The 21,465-nt window shown below is 54.3% G+C and carries 16 protein-coding genes; 10 read left to right on the top strand and 6 right to left on the bottom strand.

Annotated features, from left to right (window positions below; all coding sequences use genetic code 11):
* The first annotated feature begins 247 nt into the window (after positions 1-247).
* From HY913_22145 to HY913_22110, 8 genes are all read left to right on the top strand, one after another.
* Positions 248-1,507, top strand: a complete 1,260-nt coding sequence (locus tag HY913_22145) for a histidine--tRNA ligase (GenBank protein ID MBI4965997.1) — start codon at positions 248-250, stop codon at positions 1,505-1,507.
* 322 nt (positions 1,508-1,829) lie between these two features.
* On the top strand, positions 1,830-3,623 hold the full coding sequence (aspS, locus tag HY913_22140; GenBank protein ID MBI4965996.1) for an aspartate--tRNA ligase: 1,794 nt from the start codon (positions 1,830-1,832) through the stop codon (positions 3,621-3,623).
* Between the two features lie 18 nt (positions 3,624-3,641).
* Positions 3,642-5,540 (top strand): histone-lysine N-methyltransferase, encoded by a 1,899-nt coding sequence (locus tag HY913_22135; protein ID MBI4965995.1) that lies wholly within the window; start codon positions 3,642-3,644, stop codon positions 5,538-5,540.
* 325 nt (positions 5,541-5,865) lie between these two features.
* Positions 5,866-8,214, top strand: a complete 2,349-nt coding sequence (locus HY913_22130) for a GAF domain-containing protein (GenBank protein ID MBI4965994.1) — start codon at positions 5,866-5,868, stop codon at positions 8,212-8,214.
* A 426-nt stretch (positions 8,215-8,640) separates the two neighbouring features.
* A complete protein-coding gene (locus HY913_22125; GenBank protein ID MBI4965993.1) occupies positions 8,641-8,838 on the top strand; it encodes a Trm112 family protein in 198 nt (65 codons plus the stop codon).
* Positions 8,839-8,952: 114 nt separating this feature from the next.
* Positions 8,953-10,164: a lipopolysaccharide heptosyltransferase II gene (gene waaF / locus HY913_22120; GenBank protein ID MBI4965992.1), complete on the top strand. Its 1,212-nt coding sequence runs from the start codon at positions 8,953-8,955 to the stop codon at positions 10,162-10,164.
* Positions 10,161-11,051, top strand: a complete 891-nt coding sequence (locus HY913_22115; protein ID MBI4965991.1) for a glycosyltransferase family 2 protein — start codon at positions 10,161-10,163, stop codon at positions 11,049-11,051. Before waaF ends, HY913_22115 begins: the two co-directional genes overlap by 4 nt.
* 40 nt (positions 11,052-11,091) lie before the next feature.
* Entirely contained in the window at positions 11,092-11,985 is an 894-nt protein-coding gene (locus HY913_22110; GenBank protein MBI4965990.1) for a hypothetical protein, read from the top strand.
* A 537-nt stretch (positions 11,986-12,522) separates the two neighbouring features.
* Here the strand turns inward: HY913_22110 and HY913_22105 are convergent.
* The 5 genes from HY913_22105 to HY913_22085 form a co-directional block, all read right to left on the bottom strand.
* On the bottom strand, positions 12,523-13,755 hold the full coding sequence (locus HY913_22105) for a hypothetical protein (protein ID MBI4965989.1): 1,233 nt from the start codon (positions 13,753-13,755) through the stop codon (positions 12,523-12,525).
* Between the two features lie 14 nt (positions 13,756-13,769).
* Complete coding sequence (locus tag HY913_22100; protein ID MBI4965988.1) at positions 13,770-14,882, bottom strand: DNA photolyase; 1,113 nt, start codon at positions 14,880-14,882, stop codon at positions 13,770-13,772.
* A gap of 22 nt (positions 14,883-14,904) precedes the next feature.
* Positions 14,905-15,846: a ParB N-terminal domain-containing protein gene (locus HY913_22095; protein ID MBI4965987.1), complete on the bottom strand. Its 942-nt coding sequence runs from the start codon at positions 15,844-15,846 to the stop codon at positions 14,905-14,907.
* Positions 15,800-16,642: a glycosyltransferase gene (locus HY913_22090; GenBank protein ID MBI4965986.1), complete on the bottom strand. Its 843-nt coding sequence runs from the start codon at positions 16,640-16,642 to the stop codon at positions 15,800-15,802. Before HY913_22090 ends, HY913_22095 begins: the two co-directional genes overlap by 47 nt.
* Before the next feature lie 122 nt (positions 16,643-16,764).
* Positions 16,765-18,312, bottom strand: coding sequence for a radical SAM protein (locus HY913_22085; GenBank protein ID MBI4965985.1), 1,548 nt, complete (start codon positions 18,310-18,312; stop codon positions 16,765-16,767).
* Positions 18,313-18,603: 291 nt separating this feature from the next.
* Here HY913_22085 and lpxB point away from each other — a divergent pair, with 291 nt between their 5' ends.
* Both lpxB and HY913_22075 read left to right on the top strand, forming a co-directional pair.
* On the top strand, positions 18,604-19,863 hold the full coding sequence (gene lpxB, locus HY913_22080; GenBank protein MBI4965984.1) for a lipid-A-disaccharide synthase: 1,260 nt from the start codon (positions 18,604-18,606) through the stop codon (positions 19,861-19,863).
* A gap of 150 nt (positions 19,864-20,013) precedes the next feature.
* Positions 20,014-20,499 carry a response regulator gene (locus tag HY913_22075; GenBank protein ID MBI4965983.1) on the top strand — a complete coding sequence of 162 codons (486 nt, stop codon included), beginning with the start codon at positions 20,014-20,016 and terminating at the stop codon, positions 20,497-20,499.
* Positions 20,500-21,170: 671 nt separating this feature from the next.
* On the opposite strand, the gene HY913_22070 is transcribed toward HY913_22075, so the two are convergent.
* Positions 21,171-21,465, bottom strand: a 295-nt coding sequence (locus tag HY913_22070; protein MBI4965982.1) for an IS110 family transposase, incomplete at its 5' end; no start/stop codon positions are given.

Genomic DNA, 21,465 nt, shown 5'->3' with positions numbered 1-21,465 from the left:
CGGTAACCATTCAGTCTTGCGGGGGGAAACAACTCGCGCGAAACATGTCATTGCGAGCGTAGCGAAGCAATCTCAGCGCTAAAAGGCAGAGATTGCTTCGTCGCTTCACTCCTCGCAATGACACAGAACGGCAAACCGCCCAGCGTAACTGAATGGTTACGCCAGTCGGGGAGTATCGCTTGATTTTACAGCTGCTTGGGGTTAGTATTACTGGTTTGGCGAAGAGACCAAGGTGAAGGATTGCTTGATGATAAGGCTTGTAAGAGGATTCCATGACATTCTGCCCGACGAGGCCGCGAAGTGGGCCTTTGTCACTGGAACGGCAAGAGCGGTTCTGCAAAGGTTCGGCTTCAGGGAGATCATCACCCCGATCATGGAACGCACTGAACTGTTTGAACGCGGGATAGGGCAAGTCACCGACATCGTCGAGAAAGAGATGTATACCTTCGAGGACCGTGGAGGAGAATCCTTGAGCCTGCGCCCTGAGGCCACGGCAGGAATCCTGCGCGCGGTGGCGGAGCATTCGCTTCTTCATCGTGATTCGTTGTTGAAATTATTTACCGTGGGTCCTATGTTCCGTCGAGAAAGGCCGTCCAAAGGGAGGTTCCGACAGTTTTTTCAGATCAACGCGGAGGTCCTGGGAGACGATTCGCCCTATACCGATGCGGAAACCATTGCGGCCGCGTTTATGATTATGGAGAACATAGGGGCTTCCGGGTTGATGATTGAGGTCAATTCCGTCGGATGCTCGAATTGTCGCGCAGCGTACAAAGAGGCGCTTCGGGATTACCTGAAGGACTATTTGGACGAGCTTTGTCCGGACTGCCAACGCAGATACGAGTTGAATCCACTGAGGATCCTTGATTGCAAGGTTGAGAGATGTGCGCAGATAGCGAAAGACGCGCCGTTGATCACCGACAGTCTCGACCAACCCTGTAGAGAGCATTTCCAGGAAGTTCAGGCCGCATTGCAAAAGCTGGGGGTTCCTTATCGCCCGGAGCCTCGTATGGTGCGCGGGTTAGACTACTATACACGCACCGCGTTCGAGGTGGTTCACGAGGAACTTGGCAGATCCAAAGCGGTCGGTGGTGGCGGCAGGTATGACAACCTCCTGAAAGAATTGGGAGGACCCGATGCCTCGGGCATAGGATTCGCCATCGGCCTGGAGCGAATATCCATGGGAATTCCGGACGATGACGGGCGGTTCGCTCAACCGGTTGACTACTACGTTGCGACCCTCGGTGAGGAAGCGCGTCAGGTCGGTCTGAGCATCGTTCACCAATTGCGTCAGGCCGGTTTTTCAGCGGAAATCCGCTATTCAAAGATGAGTTTGAAGGCTCAGATGAAGCTTGCCGATAAACTGGCCGCCAAGAAGGTGGTCATGATCGGAGAGGACGAACTCAAGCGGCAACAAGCTACAGTGAGGGACATGGCAACTAAAGAACAGATCAGCGTGCCGTTGGGTGGAATTGCAGCAAACGTTCCCCAGGATACCAAACCCATCTGAAATCACGATGGGAGAGGCTTGGAAGCCATCGGCGTTAAAATAAGCTGTTGTCCCGGAGGGACATCCCGATAGTAGCCCGGCGATTTATCGCCGGGAATGAGCGGCCAAGAAAACCTTCTGCTTTCCCGAGGGCCGCCCGGAGGATTGATCCTCCGGGCGGCCCTCGGGAAAGCAGAACTGAACTATTGCTCATCGGTCCCCCGGCAATGAATTGCCGGGTTACTATCATTGAGCCCCTCTGGGGCTCACAAATTCGGAGAGACATGTTACCTTAGCGCCTGTGAACCAATATGAATTGCAGTGCAAATGGAGGAGAACTGATTTGAAACCGGACCCGCTGGATGGATGGGAAAGGACCCATCTTTCGACCGAAATAGCCGAAAAGGACCTGGACAGCCAAGTCATCGTAATGGGATGGGTACTGAGACGCCGAGACCACGGGGGCGTGATCTTTGTGGATCTGAGGGACCGCAAGGGCCTGGTCCAGCTGGTGTTCAACCCGGAATACTCGGCCGAAACCCACATCAAGGCGCACGCATTGAGACCTGAATGGGTCCTGGCGGCAAAAGGCATTGTAAAACCTCGGCCGGATGACTCCATCAATCCGGATCTGGCCACGGGAACCATAGAAGTCTTTGTGGACGATCTGAAGATCCTCAACCGTTCGGAATCGCCTCCGTTCCCTTTGGATGAGGAGATCCCTCCCACCGATGCCATCCGGTATCGCTACCGCTATCTGGATCTGAGGCGCGCGGTCGGAGCGAGGCCCAACTTGCTGATGAGGCATCGTTTCATGGCCACCATCCGAGAGTTCCTCAACAAAGAAGATTTCACGGACATTGAGACCCCGTTTCTTACAGTGAGCACTCCCGAAGGGGCAAGGGACTATCTTGTCCCCAGCAGGACCGCTCCGGGGAATTTCTACGCGCTCCCGCAATCGCCTCAGATTTTCAAGCAGCTTCTGATGGTGGCCGGCTTCGAGCGCTATTATCAGATCGTCCGATGCTTTCGTGACGAGGACCTGCGCGCGGATCGTCAGCCCGAGTTCACACAATTGGACCTTGAGACCTCCTTCATTGAAGAAGATCGCCTGTTCGATATCATGGAAAGACTGATGGAACGCGTCTTCAAGGAGCTGCTCGGACTGCATCTCACCATTCCTTTCCCCTTGTTGACTTATCAGGATGCTGTCGGGAGATACGGCCTGGATAAGCCTGATATTCGGTTCAGGATGGAACTTGTCGAGGTCGGTGACGTTCTCCGTGAGACGCAGTTTGGTGTTTTTCGCGACGCGCTGGAGAACGGCGGGATAGTCAAGGCATTAAAGGTCCGGAATGGGGAGAGGCTTTCCAGAAAAGATCTGGACGAACTGAGAGACTTTGCCGCGATATATGGCGGCAAGGGCGTGGCTTACACCCGCATCAAAGATGGAGGAGACTGGCAGTCCCCCATAGCAAAGTTCCTCTCCGTGGAGGAACGTATTGGCATAAACGACAAAATGGAAGCCCAGACCGGTGACGTGATCCTATTTGGTGCGGACTCTGCGAGGATAGTCAACGATGTCCTGGGGAACTTGAGAAACAGCCTGGCCGGCAAGTTGGGCGAGATCCCTCATGACAAATTCGATTTTGTCTGGATTACGGATTTCCCCATGTTCGAGTATGATGATGAGGAGAAGCGATATCAGGCGATGCACCACCCCTTTACATCTCCCAGGGAAGAGGACCTCGATCTGCTTGAAAAAGATCCGGCATCGGTTCGGGCCCGAGCCTATGATCTGGTCCTCAATGGGTCGGAAATCGGTGGTGGGAGCATGAGAATCTACAGGAGCGATATTCAGCAGAGGGTTTTCTCGGCTCTCGGGATTAACCCGGAGCAGGCCCAAGAAAAGTTTGGATTTCTCCTCGAAGGGCTCCAGTATGGCGCGCCGCCCCACGGTGGAATCGCTTTGGGGCTAGACCGCATCCTTACTATTATGACCGGTTCGGAGTCGATACGTGACGTAATTGCCTTCCCCAAGACGCAGAAGGGGACCTGCCTCATGACCGGCGCGCCCGCTCCGGTGAGCCAGGGACAACTCAAGGAATTGGGACTCAAAGTAGTCCAGAAGAAGTAAACAACAAGGAGACCATGCATGGCCAGTTGGGACCCGAAGAAGGGCGTGCTCTATCACGAATTCAACAAATTCAATAAGGAGCGATCCCTCCGTGAGGTAGACCAGCCCAATCTTCTCAGGAACATCTTTCCTTATACGGAAGTGCCCAAAGTTGATTTTGACTTTGCCATTTTGCCCATAGATCCGGCTAGAAACTTCTTGATGACGGATACCACGTTTCGGGATGGGCAGCAGGCCAGACCGCCTTTTACGCCGGAGCAGATCGCCACACTGTTCGATTTCCTGCACAGGCTTTCCGGGCCTCGAGGAATCATTCGCCAATCAGAGTTCTTCCTTTACACGAAAAAAGACAGGGAAGCGGTGGACCGGTGCAGGGAGAAAGGTTATCAATATCCCGCAATAACAGGCTGGATCAGGGCCCAGAAAAAAGATTTGGCCAATGTGCGCGCCATGGGCATACCCGAGACAGGCATTCTCACATCGGTATCGGATTATCATATATTCCTCAAAATGGGACTGGACCGCCGCAAGGCCATGCACAAGTATCTGGACATGGTCCACGCGACGCTGGAAAAAGGCATTATCCCGAGATGCCACTTCGAGGACATCACGAGAGCCGACATATACGGCTTTTGCGTGCCGCTTGCTCAGAAGCTCATGGAGATTCGCGAGGAATCCGGGGTGGACATCAAGATACGACTTTGCGACACCATGGGATTCGGCGTCACATACCCGGGCGCTGCTCTTCCGAGAAGCGTTCCCAAGCTGATAAGGGCGTTCATCGACGATGCCAACGTGCCGGAAGACCTAATGGAGTGGCACGGGCACAATGATTTTCACAAAGGGCTCACCAACGCGGTCAATGCGTGGCTTTACGGATGCACCTCGGTGAACGGCACCCTGCTCGGCATCGGCGAGAGGACCGGGAACACGCCGCTGGAAGCGCTGGTAATCGAATACATGTCTCTGCGCGGCCAATCCGACGGCATGGACACCCTTGCGATTACGCAGGTTGCGGAGTACTTCGAGCGGGAATTGGGACACCACATCCCGGAGAACTATCCGCTGGTGGGGAAGGCCTTCAATGCGACCAGCGCGGGTGTCCACGCGGACGGTGTGCTCAAGAACGAAGAAATCTACAATGTTTTTGATACAACAAAGATCCTGGGCCGCGCTCCTGTGGTCAATATTACCGACAAGTCAGGACTGGCCGGCATCGCGCACTGGATAAACGCGAAGCTCGACATAGTAAAAGACGATAGAGTTGACAAAAGCCATCCTGCGATCTCGAGAATCTACGACATCATCACGGAGCAATACGACAAGGGCAGAGTTACATCCATGTCGGACAAAGAGATGACCGCTCTTGTCAAGCGTTACATGCCCGAACTCTTCATCTCCGACTGGGATCGGATGAAGCTTATTGCCAGGGAAATGGCGTTCAAGATTGTGGAACGTTTCACCGAAACACGGGAGATGAAATCCAACGCGCCCGCGACCATGGAAAAGGTTATGACGGATTTTCTAAGGAAATACCCTTTTATCCAGTATTGCTACGTAGCGGACATGGACGGCAAGAAGGTCACGGCAAATATTACCGACATAACGGACAAGGCCAAGTACGCTGAAATAATCAAGGAAAAGGAAGACTTCTCGGATCGACCGTGGTTCATCAAACCGGTCAAAGACGGCAAGATCCACGTTGTAGGACCTTTCACATCCCGCATTACCGGCGCTCTCTGCATCACGGTGTCGGCCCCGCTCCGCGACAAAAAAGACAAGATGATCGGAGTCTTCGGCGCTGACATCCGGCTGGAAGAACTCTTGAAGGTCGAAACAGAGCTGATGGAAGAACACGGCGTCGAGTTCACCGAGACCGACATCCGAGAACTTACGAAAAAATATCGGAACGAGTAATACCCGATTTCGTTAGGCCGCTGAACGTAAAGATGAAGAAGCACCGACCTGCGGGTGCAGGTCCGTGGCACCCAGCAACACTGAAAGGCCGGTCGATTGCAGGCACTAGCAGACTTTCTCGGCTGTGAGGGATGCAACCCGTTTATGCATCGGAGGCCCGCCGGTTCCGACTTCACGCATTGTCCCTTCTTTGACCGCGCACTGGTATAATACTTGTGTGCGTGCCTTCAAATAAGACAGGTTGCGACTAGGCGCGCAGGTCTTAAGAAACCGCTGAAGCGCTACTGAAATTACGGCATATGGCACTCCGGAAAGGAGGTCCGCCATGAAGGATTTATCGGAAAAAGCTCCGTTTGGATTCGCGTTCAGTCTGAGCCCCCTGATCGATTACTGGAACAACACATTGGCCCCCACCGGCCCTTATTGGGCCAGGGAGGCGGCAGCTATCCGGGACGCGCTGGCCGCTGCACCGGAACTCGTCGGGCCCATTGAGGATCTGTCCTTATTGGAATCGCACGGGGACCTTGTGGCGAAGCTCATGAGTGTAGTGTTTCCCGCGGCTTTTTGGGAGACCGAGGTGTCGGGTGCGCTGGTTCCTTTCACCATGCAGCCCGCATATGTATCTCCGAGGTTTCGGAAATTGTTCGTCGATGAGACCGGTGGTCTCCGAGGCCAATTTCATGTCGGGACGACCGACTTCTACTGGGCTCGACTCATCAGGACTTTCTCGTGCATCCTGCAGCAGTGTCATGGCATGGGAAATGATCTGGAATTGCCGCTCATACGACGAGTAACGGACCCTGAAACCGGACTGGACAAGTACTTCCGTTTCTGGCCGGATATTCGGTTTATAAATGTGCGGCCGATCGAGCCGGTCAGGCCCCTCACTGATGAGGATCGTCTCACCATCATGGAGCATATTACGGAACCGGAAGTAGTGGCCGAAATTCTTCACCCCGAGAATTTCGAACTTCACGGGTTCAGTGTGGTTCACGCGGTGGATGTGACGCAGTCCGAACTGCTCTCATCTCTCCAGTGGGAACTCGTGGGAGGGGGCTCCATGTTTGGGGCCGAGCGGTTCCTCAAACTGCAACATATTCTGGAGATTATTTTTCGGCGCTCCGACCTCTGCATTGGCCTGGCAGCCATCCAGGGCGACGAACTCCTAATGCTCAATACGGGTTGCGGCGGAGAGTGCCGCTGTATCTTTTGCGATTCCATGCATGTTCCGATCGGTCAATTCCAGGGCTCATTGTTCCAGAAGGCTGTAGAGGGTTCGCGCATGTTGCGCGTCAGCGATCTCTCGAAGGTTCCGGACCGAAGCGCGGTGGATGAGCAGCTCCTCCGGGACGGGATACGGTCCCTGCTGGTCGCACCTCTCATTTACCAAGGAAACCTCATTGGCGTGCTGAGCGTGGGTTCGCCGCGTCCCTCTGACCTGGGGGCAACCCAGCAAATCCTCGCCGGTCAGATCCTGCCTTCCTTTGCACTGGCGTTGCAAAGAGGGCTAAACGAGCTGAACAGCCAGGTGGAGAGCATTATCAAGCAAAAGTGCACAGCGGTGCACCCCTCAGTCGAGTGGCGTTTTCGCAAGGCCGCACTCAGCCACCTGGACAGGACTTCCAAGGGGGATTCCTCTGAAATGGAGCCCATTGTTTTCAGAGACGTGTACCCTCTGTACGCCGCATCAGATATCAGGGGTTCGTCAGAGGCCAGGAATCGAGCCATCCAAGCTGATTTGCTGGAGCACCTTGATCTGGCCTTCAACGTGCTTCGCGAAGCAGAAACAGTGCGATCCCTCCCGATCTTCAGCGAGTTGACCCATAGGATTGACTCCTATCGAGAGCTGATGGAGGGAGGGCTGGCCAGAGGTGACGAAACTTTATTACTGAATTTCATTCAAAATGAATTCGAGGCGGTCTTTCCGCTGCTCCAGGGGTTCGGACAGCCGGTGGCTGAGGCGATGAAGCGTTACAGCGACGCGATGGATTCGGCTATGGGCACAGTGTATCGGGAACGTCGAGACTTTGAGCAGAGCATGGCTGCGTTCAACCGCAAGATTTCCCTGTATCTCGAACGGGAAGAGGCAGAAGCGCAGGCCATGTTTCCGCACTATTTCAATAAGCATCAGACCGACGGGGTTGAATATCTTGTCTATGTGGGCCCTTCAATGGTGGAGAACCTTGAGTTCAGCAAATTGCACGTGAGAAACCTCAGGCTGTGGCAACTCATGGTGGCCTGTGGAATAGCATGGCATTGCAGCGGCCTTAAGGAGAACCTGAAAGTGCCTCTGGAAGCCACTCACCTCATACTGGTGAACGACTCGCCGCTTTCAATCAGGTTTCGATTTGACGAGAAGCGATTCGACGTTGACGGAGCCTACGACATTGCTCATGAAATTATCCGTTCGCGTGTCGACAAGTCCATGGTAAAGGGCACGAACGAGCGGCTCACCCAGCCGGATCGAATTGCCATGGTTTACTCCAGACCCGATGAGGCCGAAGAGATGCACCAGCACATCAAGTTCATGCAACGTCAAGGTCTTTTGAACGACGACCTCGAATGGCTCGAATTGGACGACTTGCCGGGAGTTCAGGGCCTGAAGGCCCTCCGGATAGGTGTCAACCTTGAGTCCCAGGCACTCGCCGAGCGCGCCGGCAGGGTGATGGGCTAGTGTTGCTCCGCCCACCGGTTCACTGAAGTTCTATACCACTTGCCAAAATTCTTGACCGTTTGTACAATCCGAACTCCTAAAAAACCAGTAGGGACCGGCGTCCCTGCCGGTCCGAACTAGTTGTTTTATATTGGCAAAATGTGCCGGCACGGAGGCCGGCACCTACCAATTTCCGCGAGGCGCATTTCGTAATCTGACACTATTTTTGGCACTTGCCATAAGCGTCAGGATGGTAGTCTCCTGCCCGCCGTGCAAGCTGCCTCTCAGGGTCAGAAAAGGGGGTTGCGCATGCCACCCTCCGGGTATATAGAGGAAGCATTCGTATTCAATGAACTTGTGCGCCAGAAGCATTGCTCCGATGAAATGTACCGCTCGGTGTAGCCGGCGCCTGGCGTTTTTTAGAATTCAAGGCGTAGAAGGTGAGCTATGGCAGTTAACGAAAAGTTGTTGGAAATACTCGTCTGCCCGAAATGTAAGGGTGATCTGGTCCTCACCGAGAACAGCGACGGGTTGATATGCCACGCATGTCGTCTGAAGTACGAGATCAAGGATGACATACCCATCATGTTGATCGACGAGGCCGTTCCCTTGGAAGCGGACAAGGCAGGCCCCGAGAACAAATAACACCGCAGGGGACGACCTCAGCGACGAATTCGCGCTCCCGATGGTAAACCGGTTACCGGTCCGGCCCGCCATTGACCTGGTTTCCAGGTACGTGCTTGCGGAACTGAAAGCGGATTGAATATTTTGCCTTATCAGGGTATTGTTCGCCGTGTGATAGATGCCCTTAAGACAGGAAATTCAAACGAAAAAGCAAGCGTTACCACGGCAATAAGAAACGGTCTCCTTGGTACCAATCCCCTCGCCTGCAGCATGACAGCTAGCTCCAAACATTTCTCAACCCCGTCTCGAATCGTTGTAAGAGGAACGAACTGGGTCGGTGACACGATCATGAGCCTTCCTGCGGCCAAGGCGCTCAGGAGGCTTTTCCCGTCTTCCCGCATGACCTGGTGGGTGACCTCCAGCTTGGTCCCCTTGGTCAAAGCCACGGGTGTTCCTGACGAAGTAATCAGTTTTGACGCGAATTCCCAAGGCCCTTTGAGGAGGCCGTTCCTCATGCGCGGCAAGCTTACTGCCGGGGGATTCGACATGGCCGTTCTCTTTCAAAACGCATTTGAGAGCGCCTTCACAGCTTGGCTCGCCGGAATTCCGGTCAGAGTCGGGTACCCAACCGACTTGCGCGGCCCACTGCTGAATGTGAAGGTCCCGTTGACCGAGGCGATCAGAAGCAAGCACCAGGTTTACTATTACCTCGGGGTAACCGAGTTTCTGGAAAATCGCCTGGGCGGCGACTCGATTTCACAAGAAGGGCTTCCCGACTGTTCGATAGAGTTGGGGAACGACGCGATAGTTCAGGCGAGGGATTTGCTTTCCGCTCTTGGTCTGGACTTGCACAGGCCTTTTTTCTGTCTCTGTCCGGGGTCAGTGAATTCCGAAGCCAAGCGATGGCCTGGAGAATATTTTGCCCGTCTGGCGGACCTTCTGGCTGATCGCTTGAAAGCTCAGGTGGTTTTCCTCGGGTCACCTGAGGAACGAGGGCTGGTCGAAGAGATCATTTCTCTCATGCAACTCCCGGGGGCGGTGAATCTGGCCGGAAAAGCGGACATGGTAAGCTCCATGGCCGTGATGAACCAATGCGCGGCAATAATATCCAACGACACCGGCAGCGCGCATCTGGCGGTGGCTGCGTCCGCCAAGGTCTTGACCATCTTCGGTCCGACTTCACCAGGAGCGACAGCGCCTTTCGGCCCCAATGCGCATATTGTCAAAGGCAGTGCCGACTGTGCGCCGTGCCGCCACTTCCGATGCCCGAAATCAGACCATCCCTGCATGAGAAGCATAGAGCCCGAAGTCGTGTGCAGTAAAGTCGAAGAGATTTCTCAAACATGAACCCATTCGTGAGCGTCATAATTCCGACTTTTAATCGGCTGAACCTACTAAAAGAGACCCTGGACTCAGTCAGGCGGCAGACATTCCGCGATTTCGAGATCATTGTGGTAAACGACGGTTCCGCTGACGGCACAGGAGAATGGCTTAGTTCGCAGCACGATCTGCGGGTTGTGGAACAGGCAAACAGCGGTATCGCGACTTCCAGAAACAACGGTGCGGCTGTGGCCAAAGCCAGGTGGCTCGCGTTCCTGGATCACGACGATCTGTGGGCACCCGACAAATTGCGTATTCAGGCGGAATTTCTTAAGCAAACTCCGGACGTTGGGCTGGTTGCCGCCAAACATGTTAGACTCGGCAAAAGGCATCGAAGCCCGCGGCGTCCAACCTGGATAAAGGGCGACCTTTTTGTCAAAGAGTTCTCCGAAAGCTTTATTCACACGTCCTCGGTCATGATACGCAAGGACGTTTTCGAGAAAATCCACGGTTTTCCGCCTCAATACCGCTTTGCAGACGAATTTGACGTATGGCTCAAGATAGCCGCAGCGTATCCCATTGCGTACGTGGACATTCCACTGGTATTCATCAGGTTTTACGAATCCAACACGAGCCACGATCGCATCGGAGTTCGGACCGACACGTATGACATCTTGACCAAGAACTACGATCCGGAGCGGATTCCGCTTCGTCTATTTCTAAAGACTATGTCGGATCACGACATTTCTTTCGGCCGCGCCTACTTGAGGGCCGGGGATCTTTGTGAGGCGCTGAAATGGTTCCGCCGATCGATCGAAAGGGCGCCGTGGCGTCTAAGGTGCTGGCGGTACTTTCTACGCTACAGGATATCTTGCGCGTTGAGCGGCGGCGTTCCACGGGACAGCAGTGATTGAGCCGCTCCGCAGAGAGGGAAAACCAGTGAGGGAAGCCCCCTTGAACCGCACAGTAGAGATCCATCCTCAATCGCCTGGGAAACTCCATCTGGATGCGGGGGACATCCCGAATTTTGCGCTGGCTTGCCTTGACGAGCACCAGCGGCTACTTTCGGAGTCCACGAATGCCGTGCGGAAAAATGCAACTGAAAGCGCTGTAACAATGGTGGGCCTTTCCGGTTTCCCGGAGGTTTGCGTAAAGCAATTCAAGTGGCGTGGGTGGACTCACGCTCTGAAAGGGGTTTTCCGCCCCACGCAGGGGGCCAGAACGTTCAGGAACGGCTGGCGCCTGCAAGGGGACGGCTTCCCTGTGGCGGCCCCATTGGCCTGGATTCGGAAAAAAAGGCTCGGACTTGTGTGCAGCGAATGGATCGTGATGGAAGTGATCCGGGGCGCCCTGGAACTGGACCGATTTGTGCTGAAAAGAATCGCTTCAAAATGGACTCCCGAAGAAAGACGCGGGATAGTAAGGATGTTCGGCAGGCTCATAGGATCAATGCACTCGAAGGGAATTTTTCATTCCGACCTGAAGACCTGCAACGTGCTCGTCTCGGAGGATGGGCCAAAAGAGGAGAATCCGGCCAATTGTGAGGCCCGCCCCTCCCAGGCTGGTTTCAGGCCTGTCCGGTTCTCACTACTGGACTATGATGAGGTGCGGTTCTCCGCGTCCGTACCCAGAAGAAAGACAATCAAGAACCTGGTCCAGATCTTTCTGTCCACTCCTGTTGCGATAGGGGCCGCTGATCGCCTGCGATTCCTTAGCGAATACGCTCTCCACGTGGGCCTGACGCGGCGCGAGAGACGCGAGGTGGCGCTGGATGTCTTAAAGGCCTCGGAAGGTAAAGAAATATTGTATGTCGGCTTTGAAGGTGACATTCGAGAGCAATGGGAATGATACGATGGCCCTTCAGGCTGCATGGCCTCAGAATGGGGTGCCACTGCTGGCTTGTCCAGCAGTGGCACCCAAACCATAATCCTTATTTGTTATAGTAGTCCTCGAAAGGATTAATTTGGGGTGTCCCGCCCACGCGAGACGATCTTATTCGGGAAGAGCTTTTGGGAAAACTGTAGTAGCCCCTTTTGTCAAGCGATGCCTTCTGTATTGGGTGCCACGGACCTGGGCCTTACCAGGTCCGTGCTTCCTGCCAGTTCTATTGCCACAATAACTGGGGAGATTCCCAGCCTTACCGTAACATCGGCTCGCTTTTCAATTTGGTGTTCAATGCGGGGGACAACCTTACTGTTTTCCAAAAACGTCGGCACGGACCCGGCGGAGCCCAGGTCCGTGGCACCCGGGAATCAATCCGTGGTAGCTTTCGAGAACTGCCATACATTCCAAATGAAAAAAGCCATAACCTCTGAGAGCTGCTGTGAGCAACTCGGTGCCGAGTCGCACAAATTGTCCCTTCTTTGAAGGCGCAGCGTCATTGCATTAGGTGACTGATCTAGCCAGGCTCACTGCGTACCGAGTCACCTTCCCCGCTTCCGAGAGACACGCGCTAACCTGATCGACAAGTTCCTTCAAAATGTGAGGCCGGTCCGTCGCTGCCTTGGGGAATGCCTCGTCGATTCGGGCATCCGCATCGAGGTCCAGGGCATAATTGATGTCCTCCACCCTTGGGTCGTTTATGAGGCGGACCGTCAAGTAATCGATTTTTCCGGAAAGGCGGGCGGGTATTCTTGAGGATTCCTTCATCACCCGATCCAATGGGGTTTCAGCCAAATCCCTTCCCTTGATCAAGGCTTCCAAGAAAGGATGGCCGGCTCTGCTTCTCATCGCGTCGTTAAGAATCAAATGAACGGTCGCCTCGAAGAGCATATGGCGATTCTTTAAATAATTTCTCTTCAGGCCTGATGATTTCCGGAAATGTGGCGTGAAAAGGAGCTTCCTCAGCATTTTCATTTTCGAGGGCGGGAATGCCCGGGCGTGATAGGGCTGCGTCAAGTCTTGCAGATAGTGCGCTGCCCACGCAAGGAAACGCCAACCCCAGTAGTCAATCCTTTTCCTGAACGCCAGTTTCGCCAGCGACAAAAAGACCAGAATCCTTTCAGCCATGAAGCTCTTGGAAAGCCTTGGCAGGATCGTCCTGAGCAGGGGGTTCTCATGGAGAAACGCCATGTGGAACGGGGCCTGGGAACTCAGCCCCGTCGTGGACCCGAAAGGAGGAGGCCCGTAACCGTATTTCTCTATGAGAAACAGGTCTTGGTCCATCCCCCAGTCCGGTTCGTCCGAAAACGTGGAGAAAACTTCTTCTGCGGGCACAAACTCACCGAGCGAGGTTGAGGCATAAGAACTTCCCGGAGGACCTTCACGCGACTGGTCATGCTGAACATGAGATGAAACCTCTTCGGGCAGGAGGGCCCTCACGTAATGCAGGTCCACATCGGGATGGAGCCGCAGGGCCGCCAGGAAATCGGCTTCGGTCTTAACTTCGCCAAGAAGCTCGACGCGCTGAGGTGCGATCCCGCTCTTTTTTGCAATCGAATTCCAGTACCAGGCCAGAAGCTCAGGCAGTTCCTCTTGAGCGGACGAAAGAAAATCTTCCAACCTGACCACTGCAACCCTGTGGTTCAGCCGCGACACGTCGGAGCGGCTCAAAGCCACGCGGGTTAGGATGCAATGAGTGTTCCAGGAAAAGTCTGTCTGGCCATGTGTAAACGTCATAGACTAACTCGCTGTCACCGCTGCAAAACGCCTTGCCCAAACGCTGCCTCGTCCAAATAGGCTGTGAGCGCCGCGGTCGATTCCATTCCAATCCCCAGCGCGTGTTTCCATACGTGTGGGGACTCCATGCACAGATAGACTACCGCGTCCGAATGATGGTTCCTTATCCGATCGACTAATCGCCGGTAGATGTCGATGCGCCGATCTGCATGCAGCCGGCTTTTGCCATCCAAACCGCGCAAAAAACCGTCATGAAAATAAGGGATGGGGCCGAATCGGCCGCGTGCGATTTCCTTCAGCTCCGGCACGAACCGAAGAACACCCATTGATATCCAGGCTATGCCGGAAGCCGCGACGGAATGAAATATCCTAGCGACGGTTTCAAAATATCCTTCTTCCCAGCCTGGTACCGGGATAATAGGATCGAAATGAAACCCTATCCTGTAGCCATTTTCTTGAGCGCGAGCCGCGGCTTCCAACCTTCTGTCGAGTGACACGGCCCGTATCTCCTCATTTTTGGAGATTCTTTGCGAGTTAACGGAAAAGCTTAGAATCACTCTGTCGTTCCCATGCAATTCTAAGAGCGGCTCAATGTGATCCGTTTTGGTCTTGATCTCGAGGGTGGCATCGGCCTGGCCGGCAAAAAAAGGAATCAGACGTTCAGCCAAGCCGGTCAATGGGTCGAGGGCCAAAGAGTCCGTGAACTCGCCGGTGCATATGCGATGAGGCCTTCCGGGGTTTTCCTCGATGTGCTGCCGGAGCCCGAGCATCAAATCGTCCGTGTTTACGAATACCTCGATAGTAGGCCGATTGAAATAGACTTGCAGCGCGCAGTACCGGCAATCCATAGGGCATCCCTGGCCTATGTGAAGGATCTCCAGGCCACAGCAAACGTATGCAGGTGTGCCGGGGCACGGCTTTACGAACGCCCCTTTGTGCCTCATAAGCCTTAGGATTCGCTTTCCGGCCGTCACCGGGTCAGGCTGCAAGTTAAGAGCGCGGCTCTCCAGGGTAAATTCGTCTCCAACGAGGACCCCGGCGCGGGGAAGCTTCTTCACGATTTGCTCTGTCAGGGGCTCGTCGGCAGCGTCTTCGTCTATCCATATTTGTTCGATAGGGAATTTCATTAGCAGGTTCGGGTCAGCCTTACTAAGAATCAACGCGTTTGATTTTTGTCACTATGCTTTCCGTTTCTAATCTGCTGCCGGAGCGGATTTCGATCGTGCATTCCTCGGTCTCAAAACCAAGAGCCGGCCGGATTTGAATTTTGTCATTGTCTATCAAACCGCGGCGCCATAAGTCGAATTCACCCTCTCTGGCAACCATTTCCGGGAATTTCCAGGAGCGTAGCAGTTCCCTGAAACGAGCGGCCTTGTCGGGAACCGGGCCCTCGGAATCGTGCAGTATTGACTGACACTGCCGGTCGCGAATCAGTTCCGAGATCGCTTTGCCGTTCAGCACTGACAAATCATGAAGATAGTCCACAATCTCAGCGGCCTTGTTCGCGTTGACGCGCAGTTCGTTTACAAGTTCCATGACAACCTGACGATCCTCTGGGGTCAACGCTGTCAGAATCGCAGCGGTCTTTTCATGGATTCTCCCTGATGAAAGGGCCTTGAGCACGGTGAATTCCAGTCCCCCTACGGCTTGGAGACGCGCCAATCGGGGGCCCCTGGGCGGAATTCCCAAGACCGGCAGGAAATCCCGGGCAACGACCTGGCGCGGGAACAGCTCCAGAAGTCGTCTCACCACATAAGCGGTACATGCCAAGTCGGAAGACCGGTGCCCAAGGTTGTCCCAGAAGGCAAGCCGGAATCCGTCCGCTTCCGGCATCTCAGGTGGGAGCGTGCGGACTTCTATTTGCCCTACATCGGCCTGTCGGGCAGCTTGCAGCCTGCGGCGGCCTAGAACAGCGATCAGCCCTCGATGGAGCGTCTTTTGCACCAAAGGTGGGTTTATGACGCCCACCTTCCGTATGGATTCAACGAGAGGCGCCAAATCTTCGAAGCACGGCACGAGGTAAGTGCTGTCTTCCAAATCCGGTTCATGCGGGCTCAGTTTGAGCGTGCTGGTACGATCGAGCCAATGCACGATATTCCTCGGCCTCCAACTTTTTTCCTTTTCTTTCGCAGCCTGATGCAACTATCTCACATTTACGAATCAGCTCAAGGGCCGCAGATCTCCTGTAGTCCTCGCATAGTTCGGGCATGGCCAGGATCTTCTGTATGGCCCGAATCCGGAAACGGTCGATAGCTGGAACAGTTTGCGACAATTGATCCCTGCAACCCCCATGCTTGATCACCAGAGGCTCGGGCACAAAATGCACTTCATGAAATGCCGTGATCCTTAGCCAGAGGTCATAATCCTCTGCAGCGGTCAATTCCTCGTCGAAGTGTCCCACCTTATTCAGCAAGGTCCGCGAGATCATGACTGAAGAGGGGCTCATGAGGCATCTTTCCAACGCCCGTTCGAAAAAATGTCCGCCCTGCTTGAAATGGTACTTTTTCTGAGGCACTTGATTGCCGTCCCTGAGCCAGATCTCGTCGGTATGGCACACAAACCAAGGGCCGGCCGAATCAAATTGAGCTGTCTGGCGTGCCAACTTGTCGGGCAACCATTCATCGTCCGAATCGAGAAACGCGAGCAATTCCCCTTGCGCGTGCCTTATCCCCAGATTCCTAGCAGAGGAAACTCCGTGATTTTCCTGATAAACGGCCTTCAGCTTCCCGTCGAATTGAGACAGCAACTCGGATGTGGAATCCTGCGAACCATCATCAACGACGATGAGTTCAAAATCTTTGAAAGTCTGGGACAGGACAGAACAGATGGCTCGTTCCAAAACGGAACGCCTGTTATATGTCGGGATTATGACACTGACCAGCGGCACGACCATATTCTGTTCGCAGAACAACGCCTAAAAAATTTGGGGCCTGGACACATACTAATTCATTGGCGCAGTTCGGGCAACGCCAACTGCGGCAACAGGCGGCTGATGAAGGGAAATTAGAGTCACCCGGTTTTTGACGCGGAGTTAAGTCGTTTGCCGGTGCTTCTCACTTCGCGTCTTCTACTTTTGCCACCGGCGGCTTCGTTATAATGAGTTTGGATGTTGCGACATACTTCGTCCTTGATTGTCTGCCACGAACAGAATGCTGCCGTTCTGATTCGCCCGGTGACAACATCTTCGTACGCAAAGACCGCAGGGCAGTCTTTCAGCCGAGCATCTTCCAATCCCCCCTTGTCCTCGTAAGGGATTGTCATCAAGGTCAGCACGCTCCCGAAGGTGGTTCTTTGGCTCAATATCTTGTCGATTTTTTGCCCGCGTATGAGATCCAGCAGGGCCAGAGAAGCGTTAGCCAACGTCGAGTCGCCGAAAAGCCTTTTGAAGTTCACGGCCCGCCGCAGGATTTTCAAGGTTTTCAGCAAGGTCCGAGCATCAAAGATGAACCTTCGGAACCCACGAGAGGGTAGGGCAGCTTGCTTGGCGCGGAGCGAAGCGTCGAGCTTCCTCAAACGAACCAGCAACTCTGACAAAGGCATGGTCAGATAGCTCGAAATGGGAGTGTAGCTCTTGCCGTTCGAGACAAGCAGTGTGGCGCTTTCGCAGTTCGGATGGGAGCCGCCAAGGGTCTGTCTGCCAAAGAAACGCGAAAGGACATCGAACTTCATCAAACCGGTGGAGACGAACTCGATTTCGGGACTAATTTTCTCGAAGACCTTCTCCACGCACTCGGTAGTGGTGGCTTCCAGTTGCACCTTGTTTCCGTCCCAGCAAGGGGTGAGGGGAACAAAAGCCCACACCGAGACGTACTTCCGGTACCCGTGGATAAAGTCAAGGAGTTCCACCATATTGTCGTCATTTACCCCCAGGGCCACCGTCGAGATGACGGCAAGCTTGTTCACGCCGCATTCAATCACATTTTCGAAAGCCTTCTTCTTGGCGGCCAGAGAGTTGTCGCCCCTGAGAGCGCGGTAGATCTCGGGACGAGTGCCGTCGAACCCGAAATTGACCTGTATTCCCATGGAGCACAGTTCGCGGCAGAAATTGATGTCGGTGAGCTTTAGGCCGTTGGTGAAAAGCTGAACCTGAAATCCGTACGATCTGGCCAGCGCAACAATCTCCAAGAAGTCCTCATGCACGGTCGGCTCGCCGCCAAAGAAACAGATGTTAGGTTTGGGATCGTTTTGAAGGAAGTGTTTGAAGATTTTGTCAAAATATTCTACGGGCGGATGGTACGTAAAGCCCATTGCATCGACGTATGCCAGACATATGGGGCAGCGTTGATTGCACAGGTTGGTCACGTCTATGGCGACGGTGCTTGGCTTCGTATGCGCCTGATGATCGCATGAGCTGCAATCCAGGGAGCACCCTGTCGCGGCGGGTTCGCTGTACTCTGCGATTTCCCTCTTCCATCGCCACTTGCGAGCGTCCTTGGTCACAAGGGAAGCGGTGCGGCCGCAGTCGCGGCAAAATTTCACGAGGAAAACCCGATTGTCGCGGATTTCGTAGCGCGCGTCGGTGGGATTGCCGCATTTTTCACATAAACCCAGTTTCATTCCTGTCTCCCAGCATCGTTCCGGAAGCCGGCAGGCCATTTGGCTCGAAGGTTGTTCGGCATCCGGATGGAATATTAGGCGAAAATGATTTTATTTACGGCTGGGAGCCATATCACACATTTTTCGCTTGTCAAGGTAAAAAAGGATTTGTTATTTTGAAAAATTTGGTGCAAGCCAATGACACAAGGATGATTTCCTCGGGACCTAATTCCCCTTATGCGAAATTTTAGCCTCTTCCGCTCGAAGAGACTCGTCCCGAGTAGCCGAGCGGAAACGAAAGAAGCAGCCGTCATGCCGAAGCGCTCCATACTTCTTCTCGCGGGGGAAGCCTCCGGTGATTATCATGCCGCGGCCCTGGTCAGAGACCTCAAAGCAGCGGATCCTGAGATTAGGGTCTCGGGAATCGGCGGGGACAAACTCGCCGCGGCCGGGATGGAGCTGATTCACCACTATCGTGACATCAACACAATCGGTCTGAGCGAGGGACTCAGCAAGGTTCGAAACATCTTCAAGGCTTATGGGACCATGAAGAGGGAGTTGAGAAGCGGCGTGCACGACCTCTTTATTCCGGTCGATTTCCCTGATGTTAATCTGCGTCTGTGCAAGGTGGCTAAAGACGCGGCTGTCCCCGTCTGCTATTACATAAGCCCCCAAGTCTGGGCGTGGCGCAAAGGGAGAATCAGGAAGATTGCAGCTCGCGTGGACAGGATGATGACGATTTTCCCGTTTGAGGAGAAGCTGTTCAGGGATGCTGGAGTGAAAGCGGACTTTGTCGGGCATACTATGGCCAAAGATGTCCCTCACGCAGTAGATAAGGTGCCGTTACGCATCGAGTTGGGGATGGATCGGCAAAAGTGGGCGGTGGCCCTCCTGCCGGGCAGCAGGCCGGATGAGGTTCGGCGCATGCTGCCGGTCATGTGTGAGGCGGCCCGCCTGCACATGGAGAAATTCGCTGACACGCAGTTTGTCCTACCCTTGGCGGGCGCGCATCTGAACGGCATTGTGAATGAAATCCTGGACCGGCATGGGACGCCGGTGACGGTTCATTCCACTGATGCTGCCAAGCTAATGGCCGCATGTGACGCAGGCCTGGTCACCTCCGGGACGGCGACCCTTCAGGCCGCGCTCGCGGGAATGCCACACGCTGTGGTTTACAAGCTGGACCGATTCACGTGGTTGCTCGCCATCAAGATTCTCAAGCCTCTGGTCATGGACAAGGACGTTCACGTGGCCATAGCAAATGTTTTGGCCATTGGCATGGAAAAAGAAGGCCGAGGTCCCATCGAACAGATAAAGCGTGCCGGGTACTCGATCCTCTGCCAGGAATGCGGCCGCCCCCTTTTTGTGCCCGAACTCCTCCAGGATCAGGCCACCGCGGAGAACCTTGCAGAATGGCTCATGCGTTTCAGAACTGATGAAACCCTTCGCATTGCTACGATAAGCGGATTTGAACAGATCCGGAACGAACTTGGCCCACCCGAGGAAGATCGAACTCCTGTCGCCATTGTTCTCGATTGCTTGGAGAACAGACGCTTGCAAGAAACCTGTTGACAGACCGCCGGCGCTTCCCTAGCATTTGAACATGGTCCCGAAATCCGCTGCGAGGACGGTCCCGGCAACGTGAGGGGGCACTTGCAGCATGGCACTGGTTCATCCGAGTCGTGGGACTCCAAACATGCCCGAGTCGGCTCCGAGGTGAAGATGATCAACGAAAGCGTGCTCAAAGGAAAGAGAATCCTCGCTGTAGATGACGAACCCGACGTGCTGGAAGTCATCAAGGAACAGCTCTCCGGAATAGAGGTAATGACTGCCGACACCTTTGACCGAGCCCAGCGCCTCATAGATTCGCAAAGATTTGACTTGGTCATCCTGGACATCATGGGAGTGAACGGATTCGATCTCCTCAAATCTTGCCGCGACCGAAAAATGCCTGCTGCAATGCTCACGGCCAGGGCAGTCAATGTTGAGAGTGTCAATCGTTCTTTGAAGCTGGGTGCGGTGTCTTTCCTTCCCAAGGAGGAGTTGCCGACCTTGCGGGAGCTTGTTGCGGAAATCTTAGAGGACCTGGAACGGGGAGAGAGCCACTGGAAGAGGCTCTTCGACCGACTGGGACCTATGTTCAAAGAGAAATTCGGCATAATCTGGGAAGACCTCGAAAAACCCGGCCCACCTATCTATTATGGCTAGCCCCTTCATAGGCGCTAACTTCATTTCCGCATCCCGTTCGTCCCGAAGGAACGATCTATGGGTAAGGTTCTGTCAATGGACGTTCAGCCGTCCCTACGGGACTGAAAAATCTTTTCATTTCCCCATTAACCAGCATTAAATAGCCGGCCTACTATTCCCGCGTTCCGCGGGATTCCTCCGGAATACTGGCCGAGATGACTCATATACCCATTGCCAAAAATAATGTCCGTTCCACCATAGGATAGGCTGGAGGGCTGACAGCCACGAGAGGCACTCCGTCACCCCGGCGAAGGCCGGGGTCCAGGAGTCCTCGAGCAGAACGTGTGACTGAAGAGCCTGGATTCCGGCCTTTACCTGAAAATACCCCTGCTCGGGTACACCGAGGGGTTGCGGGGTTGGGGGTTCGGGGGATTGCATGACGCGGCGGGTCACGCGGATTTTTTTGGGCGTTGGGGTTATGCATAAGAGCAAAGACTCCTGGGGCTTGAGTTGTTGGGTGTCAGCGGTAGGTGAAAGTTTTACCTGCGTGGTCCCTTGGTGGGCCTACAGTCCGTTGTGCTCGCTGACGATTGGCCATGTTCGCCCCGCGCTCGTGGCTTCATTAAGCCGTCGGCCTTAGGTTGAGAGTGGCCTGGTCTGGTACCAGGCAGAGGTTTATTCGGCCAATGGTGTCAAACAACTGCTGGGACCAATTGGTACCCGATTATTTGCGCTTCACGGCACAGATATGCGTATCTCCGGTTAACATGGAGGAGGGAGAGGTAATCTCTTCCCAGGTCTTTGAACACTGCTCCGTGTTTCATGATGTGAAAGAGGGCCTTTGCAATGCGGTGGGCAATCGCAACAATGGCCTTCTTGGCGGACCCGAGGCGTGCCTTGAGACGGAAGTACTTGTCCCCGTAATAGGAATGCTTGCATTTGATGGCAGCCCATGCCACTTCGATAAGTACTGTCTTGATCATCTTT

It is taken from the genome of Desulfomonile tiedjei, from assembly GCA_016212925.1.
GTDB lineage: Bacteria > Desulfobacterota > Desulfomonilia > Desulfomonilales > Desulfomonilaceae > JACRDF01.
Note: the sequence above shows the minus strand (reverse complement) of the source record. Positions and strands in the feature narration are given on the sequence as shown.

Coding starts and splice junctions, on each gene's coding strand:
- HY913_22115 (MBI4965991.1), top strand. CDS start 10,161: ATGAACCCATTCGTGAGCGTCATAATTCCGACTTTTAATCGGCTGAAC.
- HY913_22125 (MBI4965993.1), top strand. CDS start 8,641: ATGGCAGTTAACGAAAAGTTGTTGGAAATACTCGTCTGCCCGAAATGT.
- HY913_22085 (MBI4965985.1), bottom strand. CDS start 18,312: ATGAAACTGGGTTTATGTGAAAAATGCGGCAATCCCACCGACGCGCGC.
- HY913_22135 (MBI4965995.1), top strand. CDS start 3,642: ATGGCCAGTTGGGACCCGAAGAAGGGCGTGCTCTATCACGAATTCAAC.
- HY913_22145 (MBI4965997.1), top strand. CDS start 248: ATGATAAGGCTTGTAAGAGGATTCCATGACATTCTGCCCGACGAGGCC.
- HY913_22130 (MBI4965994.1), top strand. CDS start 5,866: ATGAAGGATTTATCGGAAAAAGCTCCGTTTGGATTCGCGTTCAGTCTG.
- HY913_22075 (MBI4965983.1), top strand. CDS start 20,014: ATGATCAACGAAAGCGTGCTCAAAGGAAAGAGAATCCTCGCTGTAGAT.
- HY913_22100 (MBI4965988.1), bottom strand. CDS start 14,882: ATGAAATTCCCTATCGAACAAATATGGATAGACGAAGACGCTGCCGAC.
- HY913_22105 (MBI4965989.1), bottom strand. CDS start 13,755: ATGACGTTTACACATGGCCAGACAGACTTTTCCTGGAACACTCATTGC.
- lpxB (MBI4965984.1), top strand. CDS start 18,604: ATGCCGAAGCGCTCCATACTTCTTCTCGCGGGGGAAGCCTCCGGTGAT.